The organism is Streptomyces sp. NPDC040432 (assembly GCF_055595445.1).
This window is the reverse complement of sequence record NZ_JBVIVP010000019.1, coordinates 114,113-137,419: the sequence shown is the minus strand read 5'-3', so window position 1 is coordinate 137,419 and position 23,307 is coordinate 114,113. Positions and strand designations below refer to the sequence as shown.

Below are 23,307 nucleotides of genomic sequence, written 5' to 3'. Positions count from 1 at the left end.
ACACGAACGCAAGGACCGCAGCCGAGGCGCGCGCGGACCACGAGGACGCGCAGGACGAAGGACGGACGATGACCGGATCCCGCACCGGCGAACGCGAGCTGCTGCCCACGGCCACCGGCGCCCAGACCTTCGCCGTCCTGCGCACGCTGCTGCGCGGGCACCGGCTGCTGGCCGTCTCCGCGTTGGCCGTCCTGGTCCTCGGAACGGGCATCGGACTGCTCACCGCCCCCCTGCTCGGGCGCATCGTCGACCTCGTCGTCGAGCGGCGCGGAGCGGGCTCCCTCACCGTGCCGATGATCCTCCTGCTGGTCGTGGCGGTCGCCCGCGGCGTCGCCGGCGCGATCGGCAGCTCGCTGGTCGCCCGGCTCGGCGAGACGATCCTGGCGAACCTGCGGGAACGATTCATCGCCCGGGCCCTGCGACTTCCCCTCGAACGCGTCGAGCGGGCCGGGTCCGGCGACCTGACCTCCCGGGTCACCGGGGACGTGACCGTGATAGCCCGGGCGGTGCGCCAGGCGCTCCCCGAGTTCGCGGTCGCCCTGCTCACCATCGCGCTGACCCTGGCCGGACTGGCCGTCCTGGACTGGCGCTTCCTCGCCGCGGTCCTGCTCGCCGTACCGGTCCACATCCTGTCCGTGCGCTGGTACGTCCCCCGGGCCTCCTCCGTCTACGCCGAACACCGCGTGGCGACGGGCGCTCTCCAGCACCAGCTCCTCGACAGCATCGGCGGCGTCCGCACCGTCCGCGCCTTCCGGCTCGGCGGCACGCACGCCCAGCTGCTGGAGCAGCGGTCCCGGGAAGCCGTCGACCTCGCGCTGCGCGGCATCAGGCTCGTGTCCGGCTTCTTCTCGCGGTTGAACCTCGCCGAGTTCATCGGTCTGGCCGCCGTCCTCGTCACCGGGTTCGTCCTCGTCGACAACGGGTCCGTCAGCATCGGTACGGCGACCGCGGCCGCCCTGTACTTCCACAGCCTTTTCAACCCGGTCAACGCGGCGCTGTTCCTCATCGACGAGGCGCAGTCCGCCGGGGCGAGCCTGGCACGCCTGGTCGGCGTGTCCGAGCTGCCGGCCGAACGCGAGTCCGAGAGCCGGGCGGTACCGGCCGACGGTTCCGTCACGGTCCGCGCGCTGAGCCACGCCTACGTGTCGGGGCACCCGGTCCTGCGCGAGGTCGACCTGGAGGTCCGCAGCGGCGAGCGGGTCGCGCTCGTCGGCGCGAGCGGCGCCGGGAAGACCACCCTCGCGAAGCTGATCGCGGGCGTCCACGAGCCCTCCGGCGGCTCGATCCTCCTCGGTGGCGTCGACGCCACCGAGCTGGGGCCCGACGGGATCCGCCGGGCGGTGACCCTGATCAGCCAGGAGGTCCACGTGTTCGCCGGGCCGCTGGCCGATGACATGCGGCTGGCCGGGCCGGAGGCCACCGACGAGGAACTGCGGGCGGCCCTCGACCGGGTGGGCGCGCTGGACTGGGCGCTCGCGCTGCCCGAGGGCCTCGCCACCGTGGTCGGCGAGGGCGGGCACCGGCTCACCGTCACGCAGGCCCAGCACCTGGCCCTGGCCCGGCTGGTCCTCGCCGACCCGCCGGTGGCGATCCTGGACGAGGCCACCGCCGACGCGGGCAGCGCCGGCGCCCGCGTCCTGGAGACGGCGGCCCTGCGGGCCCTGGAGGGGCGGACCGGCCTGATGGTCGCCCACCGGCTCCCCCAGGCCGCGACCGCCGACCGGATCGTGGTCCTCGACCAGGGCCGGGTCGTCGAGACCGGGACGCACGACGAACTCGTCGCCGCGGGCGGGCGCTACGCCGACCTCTGGGACGCCTGGTCCGCCAGCCGCCGGGACCCGGAGTCCGACGCGCTGCCCGCGCCGAGGAAGCCCGTCGCCCCGTCGGTGCCGCCCGCACCGACACCCTGACCCTCCGGGGGGCCGACGCCCCCGGACCGGACCCCCGAACGCCGCGCGTCCTTCCCCGGGAAGGACGCGCGGCGTTTTCCGTACTCGCACCGGGTACCGTGCCGGTGCCGATCATCCGGGCCCGAGCCCCGACCCACCACCGGAACCCGGGGTGCCGGCAACCCGGCACCCCGACGCCCGACGCCCGGGGCGCGGGCCCGAGTGGGCGCGCCCGGACAGGTGTCCCGGGTGGATCCCGGAGCACGCCCCCGGCGGGCCGGGGCGGGAGCGCCCGCGGAACCGGGCGGACGGATGCTGCGGCAGCCGCTCCCCCGCCGCAGGCCGGGACGCACGGACGCCGCCCGTGGCGAGGAGGGTTCCTCGCCGCGGGCGGCGTCGTGGCGCGTGCGGGATCAGGCCTGCTGGGCGGCCAGGCTCGCGGGGCGCAGGTCCGTCCAGTTGGTCTCGACGTAGGTCAGGCAGGCGTCCCGGGTGTCCTCACCGAAGACGGTCCGCCAGCCCGCCGGCACCTGGGCGAAGGCCGGCCAGACCGAGTGCTGGTTCTCGTCGTTGACGAGGACCAGGAAGCGGCCCTGCGGGTCCTCGAACGGGTTGGTGGTCATGCGTTCTCACTCCTCATGGACATAACGGTGAACAGCTCCGAGAGCGGCTGTCCGGGCTCGGCCACCACATGGCGCAGCAACCGGTGAAGTTCTTCGGCCAGCCGGCGGGCCTTGGCCCGGCCGAGCAGGTCGGTGGCGTGGATCAGCTCGCAGTGGACCGGACCGTCGCCGCGCGGCTCGTAGAAGCTGAGCGTCAGCTCGGCCTTCGCCGAGCCGGTCGGCACCGCGTGGAAGGAGCCCACGCCGCCCTCCAACTGTCCGAGGTCCGCCTGTTCGTGGTGGATGACCATGACCTGCGGTCCCCCGTCGGGCAGCGCGGTGGCACGGACGACCGCGTCGAACGGGACGTCCTGCCGGTCCAGGGCGCTGAGCGTGATCTCCCGCACCCGGCCGAGCAGTTCGGCGAAGGTGGGGTCCCCCGCCGTGTCGGTGCGCAGCACGACGGTGTTGAAGAAGCAGCCGACGAGGTCGGCGAGCTGCTCTTCGCCACGGCCGGCGACCATCGTACCGATCGGGAGGTCGGTGCCCGCACCATGGGCGGTGAGCAGGGCCGACAGGGCCGAGTGCAGCACCATGAACATGCTGGTGCCGGTGGACCGGGCGAGGGCGTCGACGTCGGCGTGCAACTGCTCGTCCAGGACGAAGGAGACGTAGTCGCCGCCCGGTCCGCGCACGTCCGGGGCCTGCGGGCGCGGCCGGTCCACGGGCAGCGCGAGCTGTTCCGGGACGCCGTCCAGGTTCTCCTGCCACCAGGCGAGCTGGCGGGCACCGAGTCCGGCGGGGTCGGCGGGGTCGCCGATGACCCGCTCGGCCCAGGCCGCGTAGTCGGAGTAGCTGACGGGCAGCGGCTCCCAGCCGGGGGCCCGGTCCTGCTCACGGGCCTCGTAGGCCTCGGTGAGGTCGCGGAACAGCGGGACCACGGACCATTCGTCGACGGCGAGGTAGTGCGCGGTGATCAGCAGGGCCTGTTCACCGGAGGCTGCGGTGAGCAGCCGGGCCCGCAGCGGTGCCTCGTGCGTCAGGTCGGGGTGCAGCGCGGCGAGTTCCCCGAGCCGGGTGTCGAGGTCGGCGCAGGATTCCGTCTCCAGCGTCGGGTGGGCCGCGGGTTCGCGGAGTACGGCGCCGTCCCGCTCGGTGAAGCGGGTGCGCAGCGGCTCGTGCCGGGTGACGACGTCGTCGAGGGCGGCGGCCAGGGCCGCCGGGTCCAGGGCGCCGGGCGAGCGGAGCACCAGACCGTGGTCGAAGCCCTCCCACCGCCGGTGCGCCTCCCACTGCCAACGCTGCGCGGGGGCCGGTCCGGCGGTGCCGGTGCCGGTGGCCGCGGGGCGCAGGGCCGGGCGGGCGGCGGCCGCGCCGTCGAGCTTGGCGGCGAGGCCGGCGACGGTCAGGGCGTCGAAGACGTCGCGGATGCTCAGTTCGACGCCGAACTCGGCGCGGATGCGGCCGAGGAGGCGCATGGAGGCCATGGAGTGGCCGCCGAGGGCGAAGAAGTTGTCGTGGACGCCGACTTCGTCGAGCTGGAGGATCTCGCCGAACAGGCCGGCGAGCTTCGCCTGGGTGGCGCCGACCGGGCGGGCCCCGCCGGTCATGCCGGTCCAGTCGGGCGCGGGCAGCGCCTTGTGGTCCAGCTTGCCGTTGGGGGTCAGCGGCAGCGGGCCGTCCAGGGTGACGACGAGGGCGGGCACCATGTATTCGGGCAGCTGCGCGGCGACGTGTGCCCGGACGTCCTGCGGGTCGAGCGGGCCGCTCTCCGGTACGACGTATCCGACGAGGCGGACGATGTCGCCGACCCGGTCGGGGACGATCGTGGCCTGGCCGACGGCCGGGTGTCCGACGAGCGCGGCCTCGATCTCGCCGAGTTCGATGCGGAAGCCGCGGATCTTGACCTGGGTGTCGACGCGGCCCAGGAAGTCGAGGTTCCCGTCGCGGCGCCAGCGGGCCCGGTCACCGGTGCGGTACATGCGGCTGCCGGGGGCGCCGAACGGGTCGGCGACGAACCGTTCGGCGGTCAGGCCGAACCGGCCGAGGTAGCCGCGGGCCAACCCGCGTCCGGACACGTACAGTTCGCCGACCACGCCGGGCGGGACGGGCTGGAGCCGGTCGTCGAGGACGTAGGCGAGGGTGTTGGGGTCGGGGGCGCCGATCGGGACGCGGGCGCCGGGCCGCAGTTCCGCGCCGCGCGAGGGCCACAGGGTGGAGTTGACCGTGGCCTCGGTGAGGCCGTAGGCGCAGATCAGGTTCGCGGTGGCGCCGAACCGCTCGAAGAGGTCCGGCGGCACCGTCTCGGTGCCGACCAGGACGGTGGAGCCCTCGGGCAGTTCGCATCCGGCGGGCAGCGCGGACACCAGGGACGGCGGCAGGATCATGTGGCTGATCGCGTGGTCGGCCAGGAAGTCCGTGAGGGCCGGGCCGGCGACGCGTGCCTCGTCGGTGATGAGGACGAGGCGACCGCCGTGGCAGAGCGCCATCGCGAGTTCGAAGACGAACACGTCGAAGCCGATGGAGGCGAACTGTAGGACGTGGCTGTCGGCTTCGAGGCCCATCCGGTCGACGGCCGTGGCGACGAGGCTGGAGATGCCCTCGTGGGGTACGACGACGCCCTTGGGCCGGCCGGTGGAGCCGGAGGTGTAGATGACGTACGCGGCCTGGTCCAGGGCGACCTGCGGGGTGGGTACCGCGGTGGTCGGACGGAGGGCCAGGTCGGCGGCGGTGCCCGGCTCGTCGAGCAGCAGGACGGGGACGTCCGTGGCGGGAATCTTCCCGGCCACCGGCTCGGTGCCGACGACCAGGGTCGTCCGGGAGTCCTCGATCATGTAGGCGAGCCGGTCCTGGGGGTGGACCAGGTCGAGCGGCAGGAAGGCGGCGCCGAGCTTCAGCGCGGCCAGCACGGTGGCGATCATGTCCGCGGAGCGGGGCACGGCCACGCCGACGACGCTCTCGACGCCGACGCCCCGGGCGGCCAGCAGGTGGGCGATCCGGTTGGACCGGGCGTCCAGCGCGGCGTAGTCGAGGTGGGTGTCGCGGTCGACGACGGCGACCGCGTCGGGCCGCTCGGCGACGTGCCGGGCGAACAGGGCGGGCAGCGACAGCTCGTCGACCTCGCGGGGGCCGCCGTTGAAGGCGTCCAGGACGAGGGCGCGTTCGTCGCCCACCAGGAGCGGGGCGGCGGACACGGGCCGGTCGGGGGCGGCGGCGAGGGCGCCGGTGAGGACCGCGAGGCGTTCGCCGATCCGCTCGGCGGTGTCCTGGTCGAAGAGCTCGGTGGCGAACTCCAGACGGCACACCAGGGAGCCCGCCCCGCCGTCGGCGGAGGTCTGCTCGGTGAAGCTGAACACGAGGTCGAACTTGGCGGAACGGATCCGGAAGGGCACGTACTCCACGCCCAGGCCGGCCAGGTCCAGTTCGCCCTCGGTGCGGGCGTGGTAGCCGACCATCACCTGGAACAGCGGGTTGCGGGCCAGCGAGCGGGTCGGGTTGAGCTTCTCCACGACCGCCTCGAAGGGCACGTCGGCGTGCGAGAAAGCGGCCAGGTCGGTGTCGCGGACCCGGGCGAGCAGCTCGGTGAACGTGGGGTCGCCGGCGAGGTCGGTGCGCAGGACCAGGGTGTTGACGAAGAAGCCGACGAGGTCGTCGAGGGCTTCGTCGCCGCGTCCGGCGATCGGCGAGCCGAGCGGGATGTCGGTGCCGGCCCCGAGGCGGTGCAGCAGGGTCGCGACGGCCGCGTGGACCACCATGAACATGCTGACGCCGTTGTCCTTGGCCAGCTGCTTCAGGTCCTGGTAGGCGCGGCCGTCGAACGCGATGTCGAGTTCGGCGCCGGTGAAGGCGGGGCGCGCCGGGCGGGGCCGGTCGGTGGGCAGGTCGAGTTCCTCGGGGGCGCCGTCGAGGGTGCGGTGCCAGTGGTCGAGCTGGCGGGCGGCCAGGCTCTGCGCGTCGGCCGGGTCGCCGAGCAGCTTCTGCTGCCAGAGCGCGTAGTCGGCGTACTGGACGGGCAGCGGCTCCCAGTGCGGGGCGCGGCCGGTCCGGCGGGCGGCGTAGGCGGCGGCCAGGTCGCCGAGGAAGGGGCGGTCCGACCACTCGTCGGTGGTGATGTGGTGCAGCAGGATCACGACGACGTGTTCCTGCGGCGCCACCTCGATGACGGTGACGCGCAGCGGCAGTTCGCGGGCGAGGTCGAAGGGCCGGTTGATCGCCGCGTCGACCAGGGCTGCCGTCTCCTCCTCGGTGGCGCGCAGGTGCTCGACCGGCGGCTGGGACCGGCCGGCGGGCAGGACCCGCTGGTGGGCCCGGCCGTCCCGCTCGACGAACAGGGTGCGCAGGGCCTCGTGGCGGTCGGTGACGTCGGCCAGCGCGGCCCGCCAGGCGGTGACGTCGAGGTCTCCGCGCAGCCGCATGACGAGCGGGAAGTTGTACGCGGCGGAGGTGTCCTCCAGCTGCTGGATGACCCACAGGCGCTGCTGGGCGTGGGAGAGGGGCAGTTCCTCGGGGCGCTCGCCGGCCACCAGGGCGGGGCGGGCGTCGGCCTGCGAGCCGGCGGCGCGCTCGACGAGTTCGGCGACGGTCGGGGCCTCGAAGAGGTCCCGGATGGCCAGTTCCGCGGAGAGCGCGGTGCGGGCCCGGGCGATCAGTCGGGTCGCGAGGAGCGAGTGCCCGCCGAGCTCGAAGAAGTTCGCGTCGATGCCGACGCCGCCCTCGGTGAGGCCGAGCACCTCCGCGAACAGGGCGCAGAGGGTCTCCTCCTGCGGGGTGCGCGGGGACCGGCCGGCGCCGGCGCCCGCGAACTCGGGGGCGGGCAGGGCCTTGGTGTCGAGCTTGCCGTTGACGGTCAGCGGCAAGGTGTCGACGGCGACCAGGGCGGCCGGGACCATGTAGTCGGGCAGCGAGGCCTTGAGGTGCTCGCGCAGGCTCTGCGTGAGGGCCTCGCCGCGCTCGGCGCCGGCCTCGGGTACCACGTAGCCGACCAGGCGCTTGCCCGCCGCCCGCTCGTTGACGACGACGGCGGCGTGGGCCACGTCGGGGTGCGCGGACAGGGCGGTGGCGATCTCGCCGAGCTCGATGCGGTAGCCGCGGATCTTGACCTGGTCGTCGGTGCGGCCCAGGAAGTCGATCAGGCCGTCGGGGCGTTGCCGTACGAGGTCACCGGTGCGGTACATGCGCGCGCCGGGGGCGCCGAACGGGTCGGCGACGAACCGCTCGGCGGTCAGGCCGGGCCGGTCGTGGTAGCCGCGGGCCAGGCCGGTGCCGGCGATGTACAGCTCGCCGGGGCTGCCGGGCGGGACGGGGCGCAGCATGGCGTCCAGGACGTAGCCGCGGGTGTTGCGGATGGGACGGCCGACGGTGGGGGTGGTGCTGTCGGTGGTGGATCCGCCGAGGGTGTTGATCGTGTATTCGGTGGGGCCGTACAGGTTGTAGCCGTAGGTGCCGTCGGTCTCGGCGAGGCGGGTCCAGACGGTGTCGGAGACGGCCTCGCCGCCGAGCAGGACGAGGGCGGGGCGGTGCTTGCCCGCGGCCTCGTCGTGGGTGAGGAGGCCTTCCTCGATGAGCAGTTGGGCGTAGGTCGGGGTGACGTTGACGACGTCGATGCGGTGGTCGTCGCAGTAGGCGACCAGGGCCTCGGCGTCGCGGCGCAGCTCCTCGTCGCAGACGTGGACCTCGTGGCCCTCGACGAGCCAGAGCAGCTCCTCCCACGACATGTCGAAGGCGAAGGAGACGGTGTGCGCGATGCGCAGGCGGCGGCCGCCGGTGGCGGCGATCGCCGGGTCGAACACCTCGACCTGGTGGTTGAGCTGCATGTTCGTCAGGCCGCGGTACGGGGTGACGACGCCCTTGGGCTTGCCGGTGGACCCGGAGGTGTAGATGACGTACGCCGGGTGCTCCAGCCGGCCGGGGACGCCGTGCGCGAACGCGGGGCGTTCGGCGTCGGTGACCTCGGTGTCGGGCAGGGCGGCCAGCTCGGCGACGACGGCCGGGTCGTCCAGGGCGACCTCGGGGGCGAGCGGTCCGGATGCGGCGCGCAGTGTCGGGGCGACGGCGAGGGTGGTCAGCAGGCACAGCGGCCCGGTGTCCTCGACCATCAGGCGGAGCCGGTCGGCCGGGTGGTCCAGGTCGAGCGGCAGGTAGGCGGCGCCGGTGCGCAGGACCGCGAACAGGGCGACGACCATCTCGATGGAGCGGGGCAGCGCGAGGGCGACCGTCCGCTCGGGGCCGGCGCCGCGGGCCAGCAGCAGGCGGGCCGTGCGGTTGATCCGGGCGTCGAGTTCGGCGTAGGTGAGGGCGGTGTCGCCGAAGACGAGGGCGACGGCGTCCGGGGTGCGGGCCACCTGGCCGGCGAGGAGGTCGGCGACGGTCTCGTCCGGTACGGGCTCGTTGGCGGCGGCCCAGGCGGCGGTCAGGTCGGCGTGCTCGTCGGGGAGCAGCAGGTCCAGGGTGCCGACGGGGGCGGTGAGGTCGCCGAGGAGGCGCTCGACCAGGGTCCGGTAGCGGCTCAGGGTGGCAACGGCCCGGTCGTCGTCGATGAGGTCGGGGCGGTACTCCAGCTTGACCTGGACGCGCTCGGCCGGGTTGACGATGAGGGTCATCGGGTAGTGGGTGGCGTCGACGCTGCCGACTCCGGTGATGCCGTGCCGGTCGGTGAGCTCGCGGAACGCGCCCTCGTCGGCGAAGTTCTGCAGCACGTACAGGGTGTCGAACAGCACGGGGTGGCCGCCGGCCCGCTGGAGTTCGGCCAGGCCCAGGTACTCGTGGTCCATGAGCGCCATGCGCTCGGTCTGGACCCGGCGCAGCAGCTGGGCGACGGTCTCCTCGGGGCGCAGGGAGATCCGCAGCGGGACGGTGTTGAGGAACATGCCGATGGTGGTGTCGGCGCCGGGCACGTCGGCCGGACGGCCGGCGACGGTGGCTCCGAAGACGACGTCGTCGCTGCCGACGGCGGCGGACAGCACCAGGGCCCAGGCCGCGGAGAGCACCGCGTTGATGGTCAGGCCGTGTTCGCGGGCGGTGCCGCGGAGCCGGTCGCTGGGGTCGGCTCCGAGGTCGAGGGAGTGCCGGCGCGGGATGGTGGGTTCGCCGCCGCGACCGCGGGCCACCAGGGTGGGCTCGTCGAGTCCGGCGAGGGCGGTGCCCCAGGTGGCGCGGGCGGCGTCGAAGTCCTGCTCGGCGAGCCAGCTCAGGTAGTCGCGGTAGCTGCCGGGGGTCCGCAGGCCGGTGTCGTCCCCGGCGGCCGCGTACAGGGCGAGGAGTTCGTCGAGGAACAGGGACTGGGACCAGCCGTCCCAGGCCACCAGGTGGTGGCTGAGCATGAGGCGGTCGGTGTTCTCGGTGAGCCGGATCAGCCGGAGCCGGAACAGCGGGGGCGAGGCCAGGTCGAAGCGGCGGAGCCGGTCGGCGTCGGCGATCTCGGTGAGGCGGGTGGCGCGCTGTTCCTCGGTGAGGCCGGTCAGGTCGGTCTCGGTGAGCGGTACGGGGACCTCGGCGGCCGGGCCGACGAACTGCACGGGGGCGGGCAGGCCGTCGGAGGTGATGCCGGCGCACAGGCTGGGGTGCCGGGCGAGGAGGCCGGCGGTGGCGGCGCGCAGCCGGTCCAGGTCCAGGCGGTGGCCGAAGTCGAAGCAGTCCTGCGCGGTGTAGACGTCCAGGCCGTCGGTGTCGTAGCTGGCGTGGAAGTGGATGCCCTCCTGGAGGGGGGACAGCGGCCAGATGTCGGCGACGGGGACGGGGCTGACCTGGGCGACGCGGTCGATCTCGGCCTGGGTGAGCTGGACGAGCGGCAGGTCGGAGGGGGTCAGGGAGCCGGTGGCGGGGTCGGATCCGGCGGCCTGGGCGATGAGTTCGCGCAGGGCGTCGGCCCAGGCCAGTCCGAGGGCGTGGACGTCGTCCTCGCCCAGGGCCCGGCCGGCGGGCCAGGTCCAGGTGGCACGCAGTTCGGGGCCGTTCGGGGTGTCCGCGCAGACCGCGTTGATCTGGAGCGGGTACGGCATGGCCAGACCGGCGTCCGGTTCCACGGACAGGGCGTCGGACTCGGCGGCGGGCGCCCAGTCGACGGTCTGGTCGGCGGGGAGCCGGCCGAAGTAGTTGAACAGCACCTGGGCGGTGGACAGCTGGGCGAAGACCGGGGCGAGCTGCGGGTTGAGGTAGCGCAGCATGCCGTATCCGGCGCCGGAGTCGGGTGCCGAGCGGACGGATTCCTTGACGGCCTTGAGCGTGTCCAGGGCGCCGTCGGCGGCGGGCAGCCGGACGGGGTGCAGTCCGGTGAACCAGCCCACGGTGCGGGACAGGTCCAGGGAGGTGCCGTCGCGGCCGTGGCGCTCCAGGTCGACGAGCAGGTCGGCGGCCGGGTCGCCACCGGCGTCGGCGCGGCGTCGGGAGACGGCCAGGCGCAGCGCGGCGAGGAGGACCTCGGTGACGTCGGCGCCGGCGGTGGCGGGCACCGCGGTCAGCAGGGCGCGGGTCTCGTCGGTGGTGAGGGTGACGGTGTGGTCCCGCGCCTCGCCGGCGGTGCCGGTCCGGTCGGCACCGGGAACGAGCTCGGCGCCGGGGGCCAGGGTCTTGGCCCAGTAGGGGAGTTCGGCCTGCCGCTGCGGGGAGGTGGCCTGCTCGGCGATCTCGCGGGCGAAGCGGCGCAGGGAGGAGGGTACGGGCTCCAGCTCGGGGCGTCGGCCCCGGACCTCGGCGTCCCAGGCGGCGGCGAGGTCGCCGAGCAGGACGCGCCAGGACACGCCGTCGATGACCAGGTGGTGGACGACGAGCAGCAGTCGGCCGGGGGTGTCGGTGCCCGCGTCGAACCAGACCGCCCGGACCATGGCGCCGGTGTCGGGGTCGAGGCGGCCCGCCGCGGCGTCGGACTCGGCGGTGATCAGGGCGCGCAGGGCTTCGTCGTCGAGCCCGCCGGCGTCGACGCGGTGCAGCAGGGCTGCGGCGTCGACACTGCCGGCCGGGGTGGTGACGGCGGACCACAGGGCCGGGATGGCCGGGCCGAGGTCCATCCGGGTCAGGCGGGTGCGCAGGCCGTCGTGGTGGTCCAGGACGGCCTGGAGGACCCGGGCCAGGGTGTCGGCGTCGGCGGCCGCGGGCGACTGGAGCAGCATCGACAGGTTGAACCGGCCGATGGGGCCGCCGTCCTCGCGGAGCTGGTGGACGATCGGCAGCAGGGTGATGTCGCCGACGCCGTCGGTGTCGGCGGCCGGGGCGGCCGCGGTGTCGGCGGCGCCGGTGGCGGCCGCGAGGGCGGCCGGGGTGCGGTGTTCGAAGACCTCGCGGGGGCTGACCGACAGGCCGGCCTTGCGGGCCCGGCTCGCGACGGACATGGACAGGATGCTGTCGCCGCCGAGCATGAAGAAGTCCTCGTCGGCGTCGACCGCGTCGAGGCCGAGGACCTCGGCGAAGATCGCGCAGAGCTGCTGCTCGCGTCCCTCGCGGGAGGTGCGGGCGGCCGGCTTGCGGCGGACCGTGGGGGCGGGCAGGGCCTTCAGGTCGGTCTTGCCGCCGGGGGTCAGCGGCAGCGCGTCGAGGGCGACGAAGTGGCTGGGCACCATGGGGGCGGGCAGCTTGGCCGTCAGCGCGGCGCGCACGGCCTCGGTGTCCAGGGCTTCGGAGCGGCCTCCGGGGGCCGGGACCAGGTAGGCCACCAGCTGCTTGACCCCGCGCTCGTCGTCGCGTGCGACGACCACCGCGTCGCCGACGGCCGGTTCGTCCCGCAGCCGTGCTTCGATTTCGCCGAGTTCCACCCGGTTTCCCCTGATCTTGACCTGGTGGTCGGTGCGCCCGAGATAGGTGAGCACGCCGTCCGCGTTGAACTGGACCATGTCTCCGGTGCGGTACATCCGCGCTCCCGGAGTGCCGAACGGATCGGCGACGAACCGCTCCGCGGTGAGCGCGGTGCGTCCGTGGTAACCGCGGGCGAGTTGCGCGCCCGCGAGGTAGAGCTCGCCCGGCTCGCCCGGGGCGACCGGGCGCAGGTACCGGTCGAGGACGTGCAGCCGGGTGTTCCACACGGGCCGACCGATGGGCACGGTGGCGGCGTCGGCGGATTCGGCGCCGGCCTGCCAGCTGGTGACCTGGATCACGGCCTCGGTGGGCCCGTACACGTTGTGCAGGGGCACGCCGGTGCGCTCCTGCCAGCGCCGCGCGAGCGGGACGGGCAGTGCCTCACCGCCGCTGAAGGCGCGGCGCAGGCTCGCCCACCAGGGGGCGCCGTCGGTCTCCTCGGCGAGCAGGGCGGTGTACAGCGAGGGCACCAGGTCGACGTTGGTGACGCGCTCGGCGCGGATCAGCTCGGCGAGGTAGGCCGGGTCGCGGTGGCCGTCGGGCCGGGCGATGACGACGGTGCCGCCGGTGATCAGCGGTACGAAGATCTCCTGGACGGAGGGGTCGAAGCTGGTCGAGTACTGGTGCAGCACCCGCTCGCCGGGTCCGAAGCCGAACTCGGCGGCGGTCCAGGCGAGCTGGCCGACGACGGCGTGGTGCGGGACGACGACGCCCTTGGGCAGACCGGTGGAACCGGAGGTGTAGATGACGTACGCGGCGCCGTCCGGGTCGACGGGCGCGAGCACGGCGGTGCTCCCGGCGTCGGCCTCGGCCCCGTCGATCAGGACCGGGGTGACGGCGTCGAGGACGGGCAGCTTGGCCAGGGCGGGCCCGGTGGTGACGACGGTGCGGGCACCGGAGTCGGACAGCATGTGGCGGACCCGGTCGGCGGGGTAGTCCACGTCGACGGGCAGGTAGGCGGCGCCGGCCTTCATGACGGCCAGCAGGGCGACCAGGGAGGCGGCGGAGCGCGGCACGGCGACGGCCACGACCGATTCGGCGGACACCCCGCGGGCGACGAGCCGGTGCGCCAGCGCCTCGGCGCGGGCGTCGAGTTCGGCGTACGAGGTCCGGCCGTCCTCGTCGACGAGGGCGACCGCGTCGGGGGTCCGGCGGGCCTGTTCCTCGAACGCGCCGTGCACGGTGCCGGCGGGCAGCTGCCGCTCGGCGCCGGCGAGGGCGGCGAGGGTGGTGCGCCGCTCGTCCGCGGACCGGGTGGCGATCCGGCCGACGGGCAGTTCGGGGTCGGTGGTGACCTGCTCCAGCAGGGCGAGCAGCCGGTCGGCGAACCGGGCGGCCGCGCGGGCGTCCAGGCGGGCCGGGTCGTGGTCGAGCTGGAGGCGGATCGTTTCGCCGGGCATCACCGTGAGGGCGAGCGGATAGTGCACCGAGTCGTCGATCTCGGATCCGAGGACGCGGACGAGTCCCCGCGGGTCGGACACGTCACCCGCGTCGGGCAGGTTCTCCACCACGACGAGCGCGTCGAACAGGTCGCCGCGGCCGACGGCCCGCTGGATCTCGGCGAGCCCGAGGTGCTGGTGGTCCAGCAGTTCGGCCTGGCCGTCCTGGAAGCCGGCGAGGACCTCGGCGAGGGACTGCTCGGGGCGCGCGCTCAGCCGGGCGGGCACGGTGTTGATGAGCAGGCCGACGAGGGACTCGATGCCCTCGACGGGCGCCTGACGGCCGGACACGGTGGTGCCGATGACCAGGTCCCGGGCGCCGAGGACATCGGCGAGGACCAGGCCGAACGCGCCCTGCAAGACGGCGGCGAGGGTGAGCCCGAGGCCCCGCGTGCGGGCGGTGAGCGCCTCGGTCCGCGCGGCGGTCAGCTCCACGGTGACCCGGCCGGATCCGGCGCCGGCCGTCTCCCCGGCGCGGTACGGCAGTCCGTCGGTCGCGTCGAGTCCGGCGAGGGCGTCGCGCCAGGCGTCGCGGGCCAGCTCGCGGTCACGGCCGGCCAGCCAGCCGGTGTAGGCGCGGTAGGCCGGGTCGACGGTGGTGGCCGCGGCGGGGGCGCCGGGCCGGTAGCCGTCGAGCAGTTCCCGCATGACCAGGGAGACGGACCAGCCGTCGACGATGATGTGGTGCATCGTCAGGATCAGCAGGGAGCGCTCGGCGCCGAGCCGGACCAGGGCCGCGCGCATCAGCGGCGGGGCGCCGAGGTCGAAGCCGCGGTCGCGCTCGGCGGCGGCGGTCTCCCGGACCGCGGCGCGCTGCCGGTCGGCGTCCTGGCCGCTCAGGTCGGTGAACCGCCACGGCACGGCGACGTCGGCGCCGATGACCTGGACGACGGGGCCGTCGGGGTGCTGGCGGAAGGCGGCGCGCAGCAGGGGGTGCCGGTCCAGCAGGCGCTGGACGGCGGCCCGCAGGGCCTCGGGGTCGACGTCGCCGCCGAGTTCGACGGTGTCCTGGACGGCGTAGCCGTCGGCGCCGTCGCGGTCCATGACCGCATGGAAGAAGAAACCTTCCTGCAACGGCGTGGCCGGGACCACGTCGAGCAGCTCGCCGATGCCGGCGGCGAACTCGCCCCGGTCCTCGTCGGTCAGCGGCACCAGGGAGAACGGCTCGGGCAGCTCCGCGGCGTCCCCCGACGGTGCGGGGGCGTCGCCGGCGGCGCGGGCGAGGGCGGCGACGGTACGGAGGCGGAACACCTCGCGGGGGCTGATCGCGAGGCCGGCGGTCCGGGCGCGGGTGACGAGCTGGATGGCGACGATGCTGTCGCCGCCGAGCTCGAAGAAGCTGTCGTGGACGCCGACCGAGGGCAGTCCGAGGACCTCGGCGAAGAGGCCCGCGAGGGCGGTCTCGGCCGGGGTGGTGGGGGCCGCGTCGCCGGTCATCGCGGTCCACCGCGGGTCGGGCAGGGCGCGGGCGTCGAGCTTGCCGTTGGGGGTCAGCGGCAGCGGGCCGTCCATGCGGACCACGGCCGACGGGACCATGTAGTCGGGCAGTCCCTGCGCGGCCTCGGCGCGGGCGGCGGTGACGGCCGCCTCGGCCCCGGCGGCGTCCAGGGAGGCGTCGGCGACGAGGTAGGCGACGAGCCGCTTGGCGGCGCGCTGGTCCTCGCGGACCAGGACGGCGGCCTGGGCGATCCCCGAGCAGGCCATGAAGGCGCTCTCGATCTCGCCGGGCTCGATGCGGTGGCCGCGGATCTTGATCTGGCCGTCGGCGCGGCCCAGGAAGTCGAGGTTGCCCCCGGCGGTCCAGCGGACCCGGTCGCCGGTGCGGTACATGCGGGTGCCGGGCTCGCCGAACGGGTCGGCGACGAAGCGCTCGGAGGTCAGGCCGAAGCGGCCGAGGTAGCCGCGGGCCAGGCCTCGACCGGCGACGTACAGCTCGCCCTCGACGCCGACGGGGACGGGCCGCAGGGCGGAGTCCAGGACGTAGGCGCGGGTGTTGGGGTCGGGTTCGCCGATCGGGACGGGGCCCTGCCAGTCGGGGCGGGCGAGCCACAGGGTGGAGTTGACGCTCGCCTCGGTCAGGCCGTAGGCGACGACGATCTGCAGGCGGTGCGACCAGCGGGCGATGAGCTCGCTGGGCACGGCCTCGGTACCGACCACGAGGACGGCGCCCTCGGGGAGTTCGCAGTCCTGCGGCATCGCCGACACCAGCGAGGGCGGCAGGATCATGTGGGTGGCCCGGTGCTCCGCGATGTACTCGGTGAGCGCGGGGCCGGCGACGCGGCGTTCGGTGGGGACGACGATGATCCGTCCGCCGACGCACAGCGACATGATCAGGTCCCAGACCGTCACGTCGAAACCGACGGAGGCGAACTGGACGACCCGGCTGTCCTCGGTGATGCCGATCCGCTCGGTGGCGGTGGCGATGAGGCTGCCGACGCCGTCGTGGGGCACGACGACGCCCTTGGGGCGGCCGGTGGAGCCGGAGGTGTAGATGACGTACGCGGCCCGGTCGAGCGGCACGTCCAGGCCGAGCGGGGCCGGGTCCTGCGCGGCGAGTGCGGCGGCCGTGCCGGGCCCGTCGAGCAGGACGGTGTCCAGGCCCGGGAGTTCCGGCAGGCCCGCGGCCTGCTCGCGCGCGGTGACGACGGTACGGGCGCCGGCGTCCTGGAGCATGTACGCGAGGCGGTCCTGCGGGTGGTCGGAGTCCAGCGGCAGGTAGGCCGCGCCGGCCTTCATCACGGCGAGCAGGGCGGTGACGAGCTCGGGCGAGCGGGGCAGGGCCACGCCGACGACGTCCTCGGCGCCCACGCCGCGGGCGGCGAGCAGGCGGGCGAGCCGGTTGGCGGCGGCGTCCAGTTCGGCGTAGGTCAGCTCCCGGTCCTCGCAGACCAGGGCGACGGCCTGCGGTACGCGGCGGACCTGCGCCTCGAAGGCGGCGGGCCAGGACAGCTCGGGGGACTCGCTCGGGGAGACGCCGAAGTCCTCCAGCAGCAGGGCGCGTTCGGCGGAGGTGGTGAGTTCGAGGTGCCCGATCGGCCGGGCGGGGTCCTCGGCGAAGGCGTCGAGGAGGATGCCGAAGCGCTCCTGGTGGGCGACGAGTTCCTCTTCGGAGCACTGGTCGCCGTCGGCGTCGAAGAGGACGCGGACGGCGCCGCGGACGGACTCGCCGACGCTGACCGCGAGGTCGCTGACCGCGCCGAGCCACTGCGGGCGCAGGTCGGAGTGGTGGTCGCGGAACCGGAGCCAGTCGGTGCCCGGCAGGATGTTGATGGTGGGGCCGACGAGCTCGGGCACGCCCTCGACGAGACCGAGCTCCTTGGCCAGGTCCTCGGCACGGTAGCGGCCGTGGGTGACGGCCTCGCCGATCCGTTCGTCGGTCTGGGCCAGCAGTTCGGCGACGGTGGTGCCGGGGCGTACGGACAGCCGCAGCGGCACGATGTTGGAGACCATGCCCGGGACGCCCAGGACGGAGCGGTCCTGTCGGCTGGTGACGGGCAGGCCGAGGACAAGGTCCTGCTCGCCGCTGGTGCGGTGCAGGTAGGCGGCCACGGCGGCGACCAGCAGGCGGGACACCCGCACGCCGGAGGCCTGGGCGGCGGCCTTGAGGCGGTCGGTGCCCGCCACGGAAAGTTCGGTGGTGCGCCGGAAGCGACGCGTGATGATCTTCTGGCCGGGCTCGACGAGGCGGACCGGCCGGGGTCGGTCGGCGAAGCGATCCAACCAGTAGGCCCGGTCGACGGTGTACGCCTCGGAGGCCCGGTAGGCCCGCTCGGAGGCCGCGAGGCGGTTCACGTCCCAGTCGACGGGGGCGACGGGCCGGGCGCCCGTGTAGAGCTCACCGGCCCGACGGGAGAGCAGGCCGATGCTCAGGCCGTCGATGACGAGGTGGTGGTAGCACTGGTACCACAGCACCCGGTCGTCGGCGAGGCGGAGCAGGACGTGCGAGAACAGCGGACCGGCCGCGAGGTCCAGGGGGCGGACTCGGTGGGCGCGCATCCACTCCCAGGCGGCGTCCTCGGAGTCGGCCTCCGCGCGCAGGTCGACGACGGGGACCTCGACGGGGAAGCGGTGCGGAAGCTGGTGCGGGCTGCCGTCCGCGTCCGTCCCGAAGACGACGTGGAGGCAGTCCGCCTCCTCGACCACCTGCCGCACGGAGGCGGCCAGGTGGTCGAGGTCGACGTCGCCGCGCAGTTCCAGGGTGAACGAGACGTTGAAGGCCGAGCTGTCGGGCTCGATCTGCTGGGCGAGCCAAATTCCTGACTGCCCACCGGTGACAGGAGTCCCGGTCGCGGGAATCCGGTCGGACGCGGCATCAAACATCGTTCAGAGGGCCTTTCCCTGGTCGCGCGTCGGTGGTGTTACTTGATGGCTTCGAGCTTCGCCACGACCTGGTCAATGGCGTACGGGATGCTCAGCACGGTGTTGAAGGAGAGCGCGGCACCGACGTCCGGGCCCTCGTAGGGCAGGAAGATGTCCCGCTTCTCCTGGTTGACCTTGGTCTTCGTGTACAGCGGGTCGGCCTTCAGCTGCGCCTCGGTCTCGGCGGTGCCGAGCCACACGGTGCGGTCGGCCTCCATGACGTCGAACCGCTCGAAGCTGAGGTCGGCGATGACGTCGTTGCCCAGCGTGGTGCGGTAGAGGTCCGTGGTGGTGAAGCCCATTTCGGTCAGGAAGGCGACCTTCGGGTCCTTCGGCGAGAACGCGGAGAACTTGCCGGGCTCGTAGGGCTCGCCCGCCGCGACGGTCTTGCCCTTCCACTCCGGGTGCTTGTCACGGACGGCCTTGAAGCGGGCGTCGATGCCGGAGATGAGCTTGTCGGTCTCGGCGTCCTTGCCCAGCGCCTTGCCGATCTGCTTCGTCATGACCTGCCAGGACGCCTGGTAGTCCTCGGCGCCCTTGGGCTGCGCGACGACCTTGGCGATCTTCGACAGGGTGTCGTACTGCTCCTTCTTCATGCCCGAGTACTGGGCGATGATCAGGTCCGGCTTGAGGGCCGCGATCTTCTCCATGTTGTACTCGTCGCGCTCACCGACGAGCTGCGGCGGCGTGGAACCCCACTGGTCCTTCACCCACGGCCACTTGCCGAACGGCTCCTCCTTGAACCAGGCGACGGCGCCGACCGGCTTCACGCCGAGGGCGAGCACGGCGTCCTGGTCCGACAGACCGAGGGTGATGACCTTCTTCGGCTCCGCCTCGATGGTCGTGCTGCCGTACTTGTGGTCGACCGTGACCGGGAAGGCCGCGGACTTCGCGGGCGCCTCGCCGGACGGCTTCGACTCGGTCTTCTCGGCGCCACCACCGCACGCGCTCAGGACGAGGGCGGCGGCGGCTGCAACGGCCACGCGGGGGAAGTTTCTGACGATTCTCGTCAGCGCGGGGCTGGTCCCAACGGACACGGGTTTTCCTTTCACGGGGGTTTGCACGATGCATGCCTCACCCGCCCGGCCGAACGGCGTGGCCAGGCGGGAGGGGAGTGGTGGGGAGGGTCGGTCGGGGTCCCTAGCGGGACGTACCGACCCCGTCGACGACGCGTTCGGCCTCACCGACGGCGCCCTTCGGGGTGCGCTCGATCACCGAGTCCAGGATCTCGCCGACCCGGATCGCGGTGTTCGACAGCAGGGACGAGGTGATGCCGTGCGTGTGCTCGGTACCGCCCTGCAGGTAGATGCCGCAGCGGAGCGCGGGGTCCGTGGTGATCCGGTAGTCGCGCTCGACGCTGACGCGACCCTCGTCGTCGCGGTGGCAGTAGCCCTCGACGTCGCCGAGGAGTCCCAGGGCGTCGGCGGGGCGGTAGCCCGTCGCGTAGACCACGACGTCGGCCTCCAGCGGGGTCTTCTCGCCGGAGACGAGCGACTCGACGGTGGTGAGCACCTTGTCCTCGGTCTCGACGACGTCCGAGAGGCGGGACACGTTGAGGAAGCGCAGGCGCTCCTCGCCCAGCACCTTCTCCTGGTACGACTGGCGGTACAGGTCGTCGATCAGGTCGATGTCCACCACGGAGTAGTTCGTGTTGCCGTGGTAGTCCATCAGCTTGTTCTTGATCTCGCCCGGGGCGGTGAAGTACTCGTCCACGGCGGCGGGGTCGAAGATGCGGTTGGCGAACTTGCTGTCGTCGGCGGGGCTGTAGCCGTAGCGGGCGAACACCGCGCAGACCTCGGCCTCGGGGAACCGGCGGTGCAGGAAGGCCACGTTCTCGGCGGCGCTCTGACCGGCGCCGACCACGATGAACCGGGACGGGTCGGTGCCGTCGAGTTCGTCGACGCGGCGCAGCAGGTCCGAGTTGTGCCAGACGCGGTCGGTGCGGTCCACGCCCTCCGGCATGTACGGGCGCAGGCCGGTGCCGATGACGAGGTTGCGGGCGCGGTGGGTGACGAGCTCCTCGCCCGAACGGGCCGTGACGTCCACGTACTCGATGACGCCGTCCCGCACGACGGGCTGCACGGCGACCACTTCGTGCCCGTAGGACACCATGTCGTCGACCTTCTCCGCCGCCCACTCGAAGTAGTCGTGGAACTCGACGCGCAGCGGGAAGAGGTTCTTGTGGTTGACGAAGTCGATCAGGCGGCCCCGGCTCTGCAGGTAGCAGAGGAAGCTGTATTCGCTCGACGGGTTCCGGAGCGTCACCAGGTCCTTGAGGAAGGAGACCTGCATGGTCGCGTCCTCGAACAGCATTCCCCGGTGCCAGCCGAACCGCGGCTGCCGCTCGAAGAAGTGAGCAGTGACCGCCTCCTGCCGTCCGACGCGTGCGTTGTGCTCGGTGAGAGCAATCGCCATGGCCACATTGGACGGGCCGAAGCCGATGCCTATGAGGTCGTGGATCACCGGTGCGTCAGCAGGAAGAGCCTGTGACATGTCACTCCGATCGTGCGGGACAGCCGCCCGTGAGGCGTCGATGAAGAATGTGGAGCAGGGCACGCCGACGAGCGGCGGCCGAGCGAACTTAGGTAAAGCTAACCTGATCTCGCCACCCTGTCGACCAGACAAACCGGACAATTAGCGGATTGCAGCCCCAAACGACGCCTAAAATCAGGCACGTTGCATCCTTAGGTAAGGCTTGCTTTACTTCTTTGAGATCTATCGCTCTTCAGAGGAGGCACCTTCATGCGGGTCGTCATGTTCGGTTATCAGACCTGGGGCCATCGCACCCTTCAAGCGCTCCTGGACTCCGAGCACGATGTGGTGATGGTCGTCACCCACCCCAAGAGCGAGCACGCCTACGAGAAGATCTGGAGCGACTCGGTCGCGGACCTCGCCGAGGAGCACGGCGTCCCCGTCGTCATCCGCAACCGCCCCGACGACGAAGAGCTGTTCACGCGGCTCAAGGAGGCCGACGCCGACATCATCGTCGCCAACAACTGGCGCACGTACATACCGTCGCGCATCTACGACCTCCCCCGGCACGGCACGCTCAACGTGCACGACTCGCTGCTGCCGAAGTACGCCGGCTTCTCCCCCCTGATCTGGGCGCTCATCAACGGCGAGACCGAAGTGGGCGTCACCGCGCACATGATGGACGAGGTCCTGGACGCCGGGGACATCGTGCTCCAGCAGTCCGTCGCCGTCGGCCCCACCGACACGGCCACCGACCTGTTCCACAAGACCGTCGACCTCATCGCCCCGGTCACCGTCGGCGCGCTGGACCGCATCGCCGCCGGCGAGACCGAGTTCACGAAGCAGGACCGGTCGCAGGCGAGCTTCTTCCACAAGCGCGCCGAGGAGGACATCCGGATCGACTGGAGCTGGCCGGCCGAGGTTCTGGAGCGCCTCGTCCGCGCCCAGTCGGCCCCCTACCCGAGCGCCTTCACCTTCCACAAGGGCAAGCGCCTGGAGATCGTCTCCGCGGTCGTCTCCGAGGGCCTCTACGGCGGCACCCCCGGCCGCGTCTTCTACCGCGAGGGCGAGGGCGTGGCGATCGTCGCCGGCGCCGACGCCCGCACCGGTCGCAACCACGGCCTGGCCATCACCCGCGTACGCACCGAGGACGGCCGCGAGCTGCCCGCCACCGAGTACTTCACCTCCATGGGCGGGTACCTCACCAGCCGTCCCTGACAGCCCTCCCGAAGCCGACGGACCCACTCCGTCGGCCCTTTGTCGTGTCGGTCGCCCGCCCATGGCCCCGGGCAGACCGGCCGTCGCCGCCGCCGTACGGAACACACCGTTCCGTGGGGCGGCGGCGTCATGTGGGGCATCGTGCGGCGGAGTCCCACGGGGTGCCACGCGCGGGCGTGGCCGACGGCGGGACCGGAACGGGCGGGCGCGGAGGGCGACGCGCCGCACCCACCGCGTCCAACCCCGGCGGGCGGCCGTCCCGGTGTGATCCTGGACCTGCCCGACGGGCGCCCGCGCACGCCGGTGCCCGCACCCCGCCTCCCCCGAGGAGCCCCGTGCCGAACCGGCCCGACCAGCCGAACCCGCCCGTGCTCGAAGCCGCCGCCCAGGCCTTCGCCGACGCCACCTCCAAGCCGCCGTTCCTGTACCAGCTCCCCGTCCCCGAGGGCCGCGCGGCCGTCGACGACGTCCAGAGCGGCGAGGGCGTCACCCTGCCCGACATCGACGAGGAATGGGTCACCGTGCGGGGCGGACCCACCGGCGAGGTCCGGGCCAGGATCGTCCGCCCGCGCGGCGCGACCGGCCCCCTCCCCGTCGTCCTCTACATCCACGGCGCCGGCTGGGTCTTCGGCAACGCCCACACCCACGACCGGCTCGTCCGCGAACTGGCCGTCGGCACCGGGGCGGCCGTCGTCTTCCCCGAGTACGACCTCTCCCCCGAGGCCCGCTACCCCCTCGCCATCGAGCAGAACTACGCCGTCGCCCGGTGGGTGGTCCGCGAAGGCGGCGCCGAGGGCCTCGACGGAACCCGCGTCGCCGTCGCCGGCGACTCCGTCGGCGGCAACATGAGCGCCGCCCTCACCCTGATGGCCAAGGAGCGCGGCGAGTTCCGCCTCCGCCACCAGGTCCTCTTCTACCCGGTGACCGACGCCTCCTTCGACACCGACTCCTACCACCTCTTCGCCGAGGGCTACTTCCTGCGCCGCGAGGCCATGCGGTGGTTCTGGGACCAGTACACGACCGACGCGGCCGAACGCGCCCTGAGCACCGCCTCCCCACTGCGCGCCACCGCCGACGAGCTGACCGGCCTGCCGCCCGCCCTGGTGATCACCGCCGAGGCCGACGTCCTGCGCGACGAGGGCGAGGCCTACGCCGCCCGGCTCCGCGCCGCGGGCGTCCCGGTCACCGCACTGCGCGTCCAGGGGGTCATCCACGACTTCGTCATGCTGAACGCGCTCCGCGGGACCAGGGGCGCCGAGCTCGCCATCGGCCTCGCCGTCGACACCCTGCGCCGGGCCCTGGCCTAGGTTCGGGTCCCGCCGGTGCCCCGGACGCGCCGGAAGCCGTGTCCGGGGTGGGCGAGGACCACCGACCACGTGGCGAGGCAATTTACTTGCCCTTTACCATCGGTTCGCGGATACTGTCCGTAACCACGATCGTCCCGGCCCCGCCGGCCCCCCGAGTAGCGAATGGAGCGCAGGACCCGCAATGGGTGAACCTCCCAGTCCACGCCGTGCCACGCCCAGCCCGCAGCAGCAGAGTCGG

General features: G+C 73.4%; 7 protein-coding genes. 3 read left to right on the top strand and 4 right to left on the bottom strand.

Annotated features, from left to right (window positions below; all coding sequences use genetic code 11):
- The first annotated feature begins 68 nt into the window (after positions 1 to 68).
- Complete coding sequence (locus tag ACZ58N_RS29820) at positions 69 to 1,910, top strand: ABC transporter ATP-binding protein (protein ID WP_471166052.1); 1,842 nt, start codon at positions 69 to 71, stop codon at positions 1,908 to 1,910.
- Between the two features lie 392 nt (positions 1,911 to 2,302).
- Here the strand turns inward: ACZ58N_RS29820 and ACZ58N_RS29815 are convergent, their stop codons facing one another.
- The 4 genes from ACZ58N_RS29815 to ACZ58N_RS29800 form a co-directional block, all read right to left on the bottom strand.
- Positions 2,303 to 2,512 (bottom strand): MbtH family protein, encoded by a 210-nt coding sequence (locus tag ACZ58N_RS29815; protein WP_281205492.1) that lies wholly within the window; start codon positions 2,510 to 2,512, stop codon positions 2,303 to 2,305.
- The gene (locus tag ACZ58N_RS29810) at positions 2,509 to 18,033 is read right to left on the bottom strand and encodes an amino acid adenylation domain-containing protein (RefSeq protein ID WP_471165987.1); all 15,525 of its coding nucleotides are present in this window, start codon (positions 18,031 to 18,033) and stop codon (positions 2,509 to 2,511) included. Before ACZ58N_RS29810 ends, ACZ58N_RS29815 begins: the two co-directional genes overlap by 4 nt.
- Before the next feature lie 38 nt (positions 18,034 to 18,071).
- Positions 18,072 to 19,055, bottom strand: a complete 984-nt coding sequence (locus ACZ58N_RS29805) for an iron-siderophore ABC transporter substrate-binding protein (RefSeq protein ID WP_471165985.1) — start codon at positions 19,053 to 19,055, stop codon at positions 18,072 to 18,074.
- Between the two features lie 157 nt (positions 19,056 to 19,212).
- The gene (locus ACZ58N_RS29800) at positions 19,213 to 20,565 is read right to left on the bottom strand and encodes a lysine N(6)-hydroxylase/L-ornithine N(5)-oxygenase family protein (protein ID WP_471165982.1); all 1,353 of its coding nucleotides are present in this window, start codon (positions 20,563 to 20,565) and stop codon (positions 19,213 to 19,215) included.
- A 249-nt stretch (positions 20,566 to 20,814) separates the two neighbouring features.
- Here ACZ58N_RS29800 and ACZ58N_RS29795 point away from each other — a divergent pair, with 249 nt between their 5' ends.
- Both ACZ58N_RS29795 and ACZ58N_RS29790 read left to right on the top strand, forming a co-directional pair.
- Positions 20,815 to 21,762 (top strand): methionyl-tRNA formyltransferase, encoded by a 948-nt coding sequence (locus tag ACZ58N_RS29795; RefSeq protein WP_471165979.1) that lies wholly within the window; start codon positions 20,815 to 20,817, stop codon positions 21,760 to 21,762.
- 335 nt (positions 21,763 to 22,097) lie between these two features.
- Positions 22,098 to 23,069: an alpha/beta hydrolase gene (locus ACZ58N_RS29790; protein WP_471165976.1), complete on the top strand. Its 972-nt coding sequence runs from the start codon at positions 22,098 to 22,100 to the stop codon at positions 23,067 to 23,069.
- Positions 23,070 to 23,307 lie beyond the last annotated feature (238 nt).

What these genes read in the sequence shown, in the direction of transcription:
- ACZ58N_RS29820 (WP_471166052.1), top strand. Translation starts at nt 69, where the DNA reads ATGACCGGATCCCGCACCGGCGAACGCGAGCTGCTGCCCACGGCCACC.
- ACZ58N_RS29815 (WP_281205492.1), bottom strand. Translation starts at nt 2,512, where the DNA reads ATGACCACCAACCCGTTCGAGGACCCGCAGGGCCGCTTCCTGGTCCTC.
- ACZ58N_RS29810 (WP_471165987.1), bottom strand. Translation starts at nt 18,033, where the DNA reads ATGTTTGATGCCGCGTCCGACCGGATTCCCGCGACCGGGACTCCTGTC.
- ACZ58N_RS29800 (WP_471165982.1), bottom strand. Translation starts at nt 20,565, where the DNA reads ATGTCACAGGCTCTTCCTGCTGACGCACCGGTGATCCACGACCTCATA.
- ACZ58N_RS29795 (WP_471165979.1), top strand. Translation starts at nt 20,815, where the DNA reads ATGCGGGTCGTCATGTTCGGTTATCAGACCTGGGGCCATCGCACCCTT.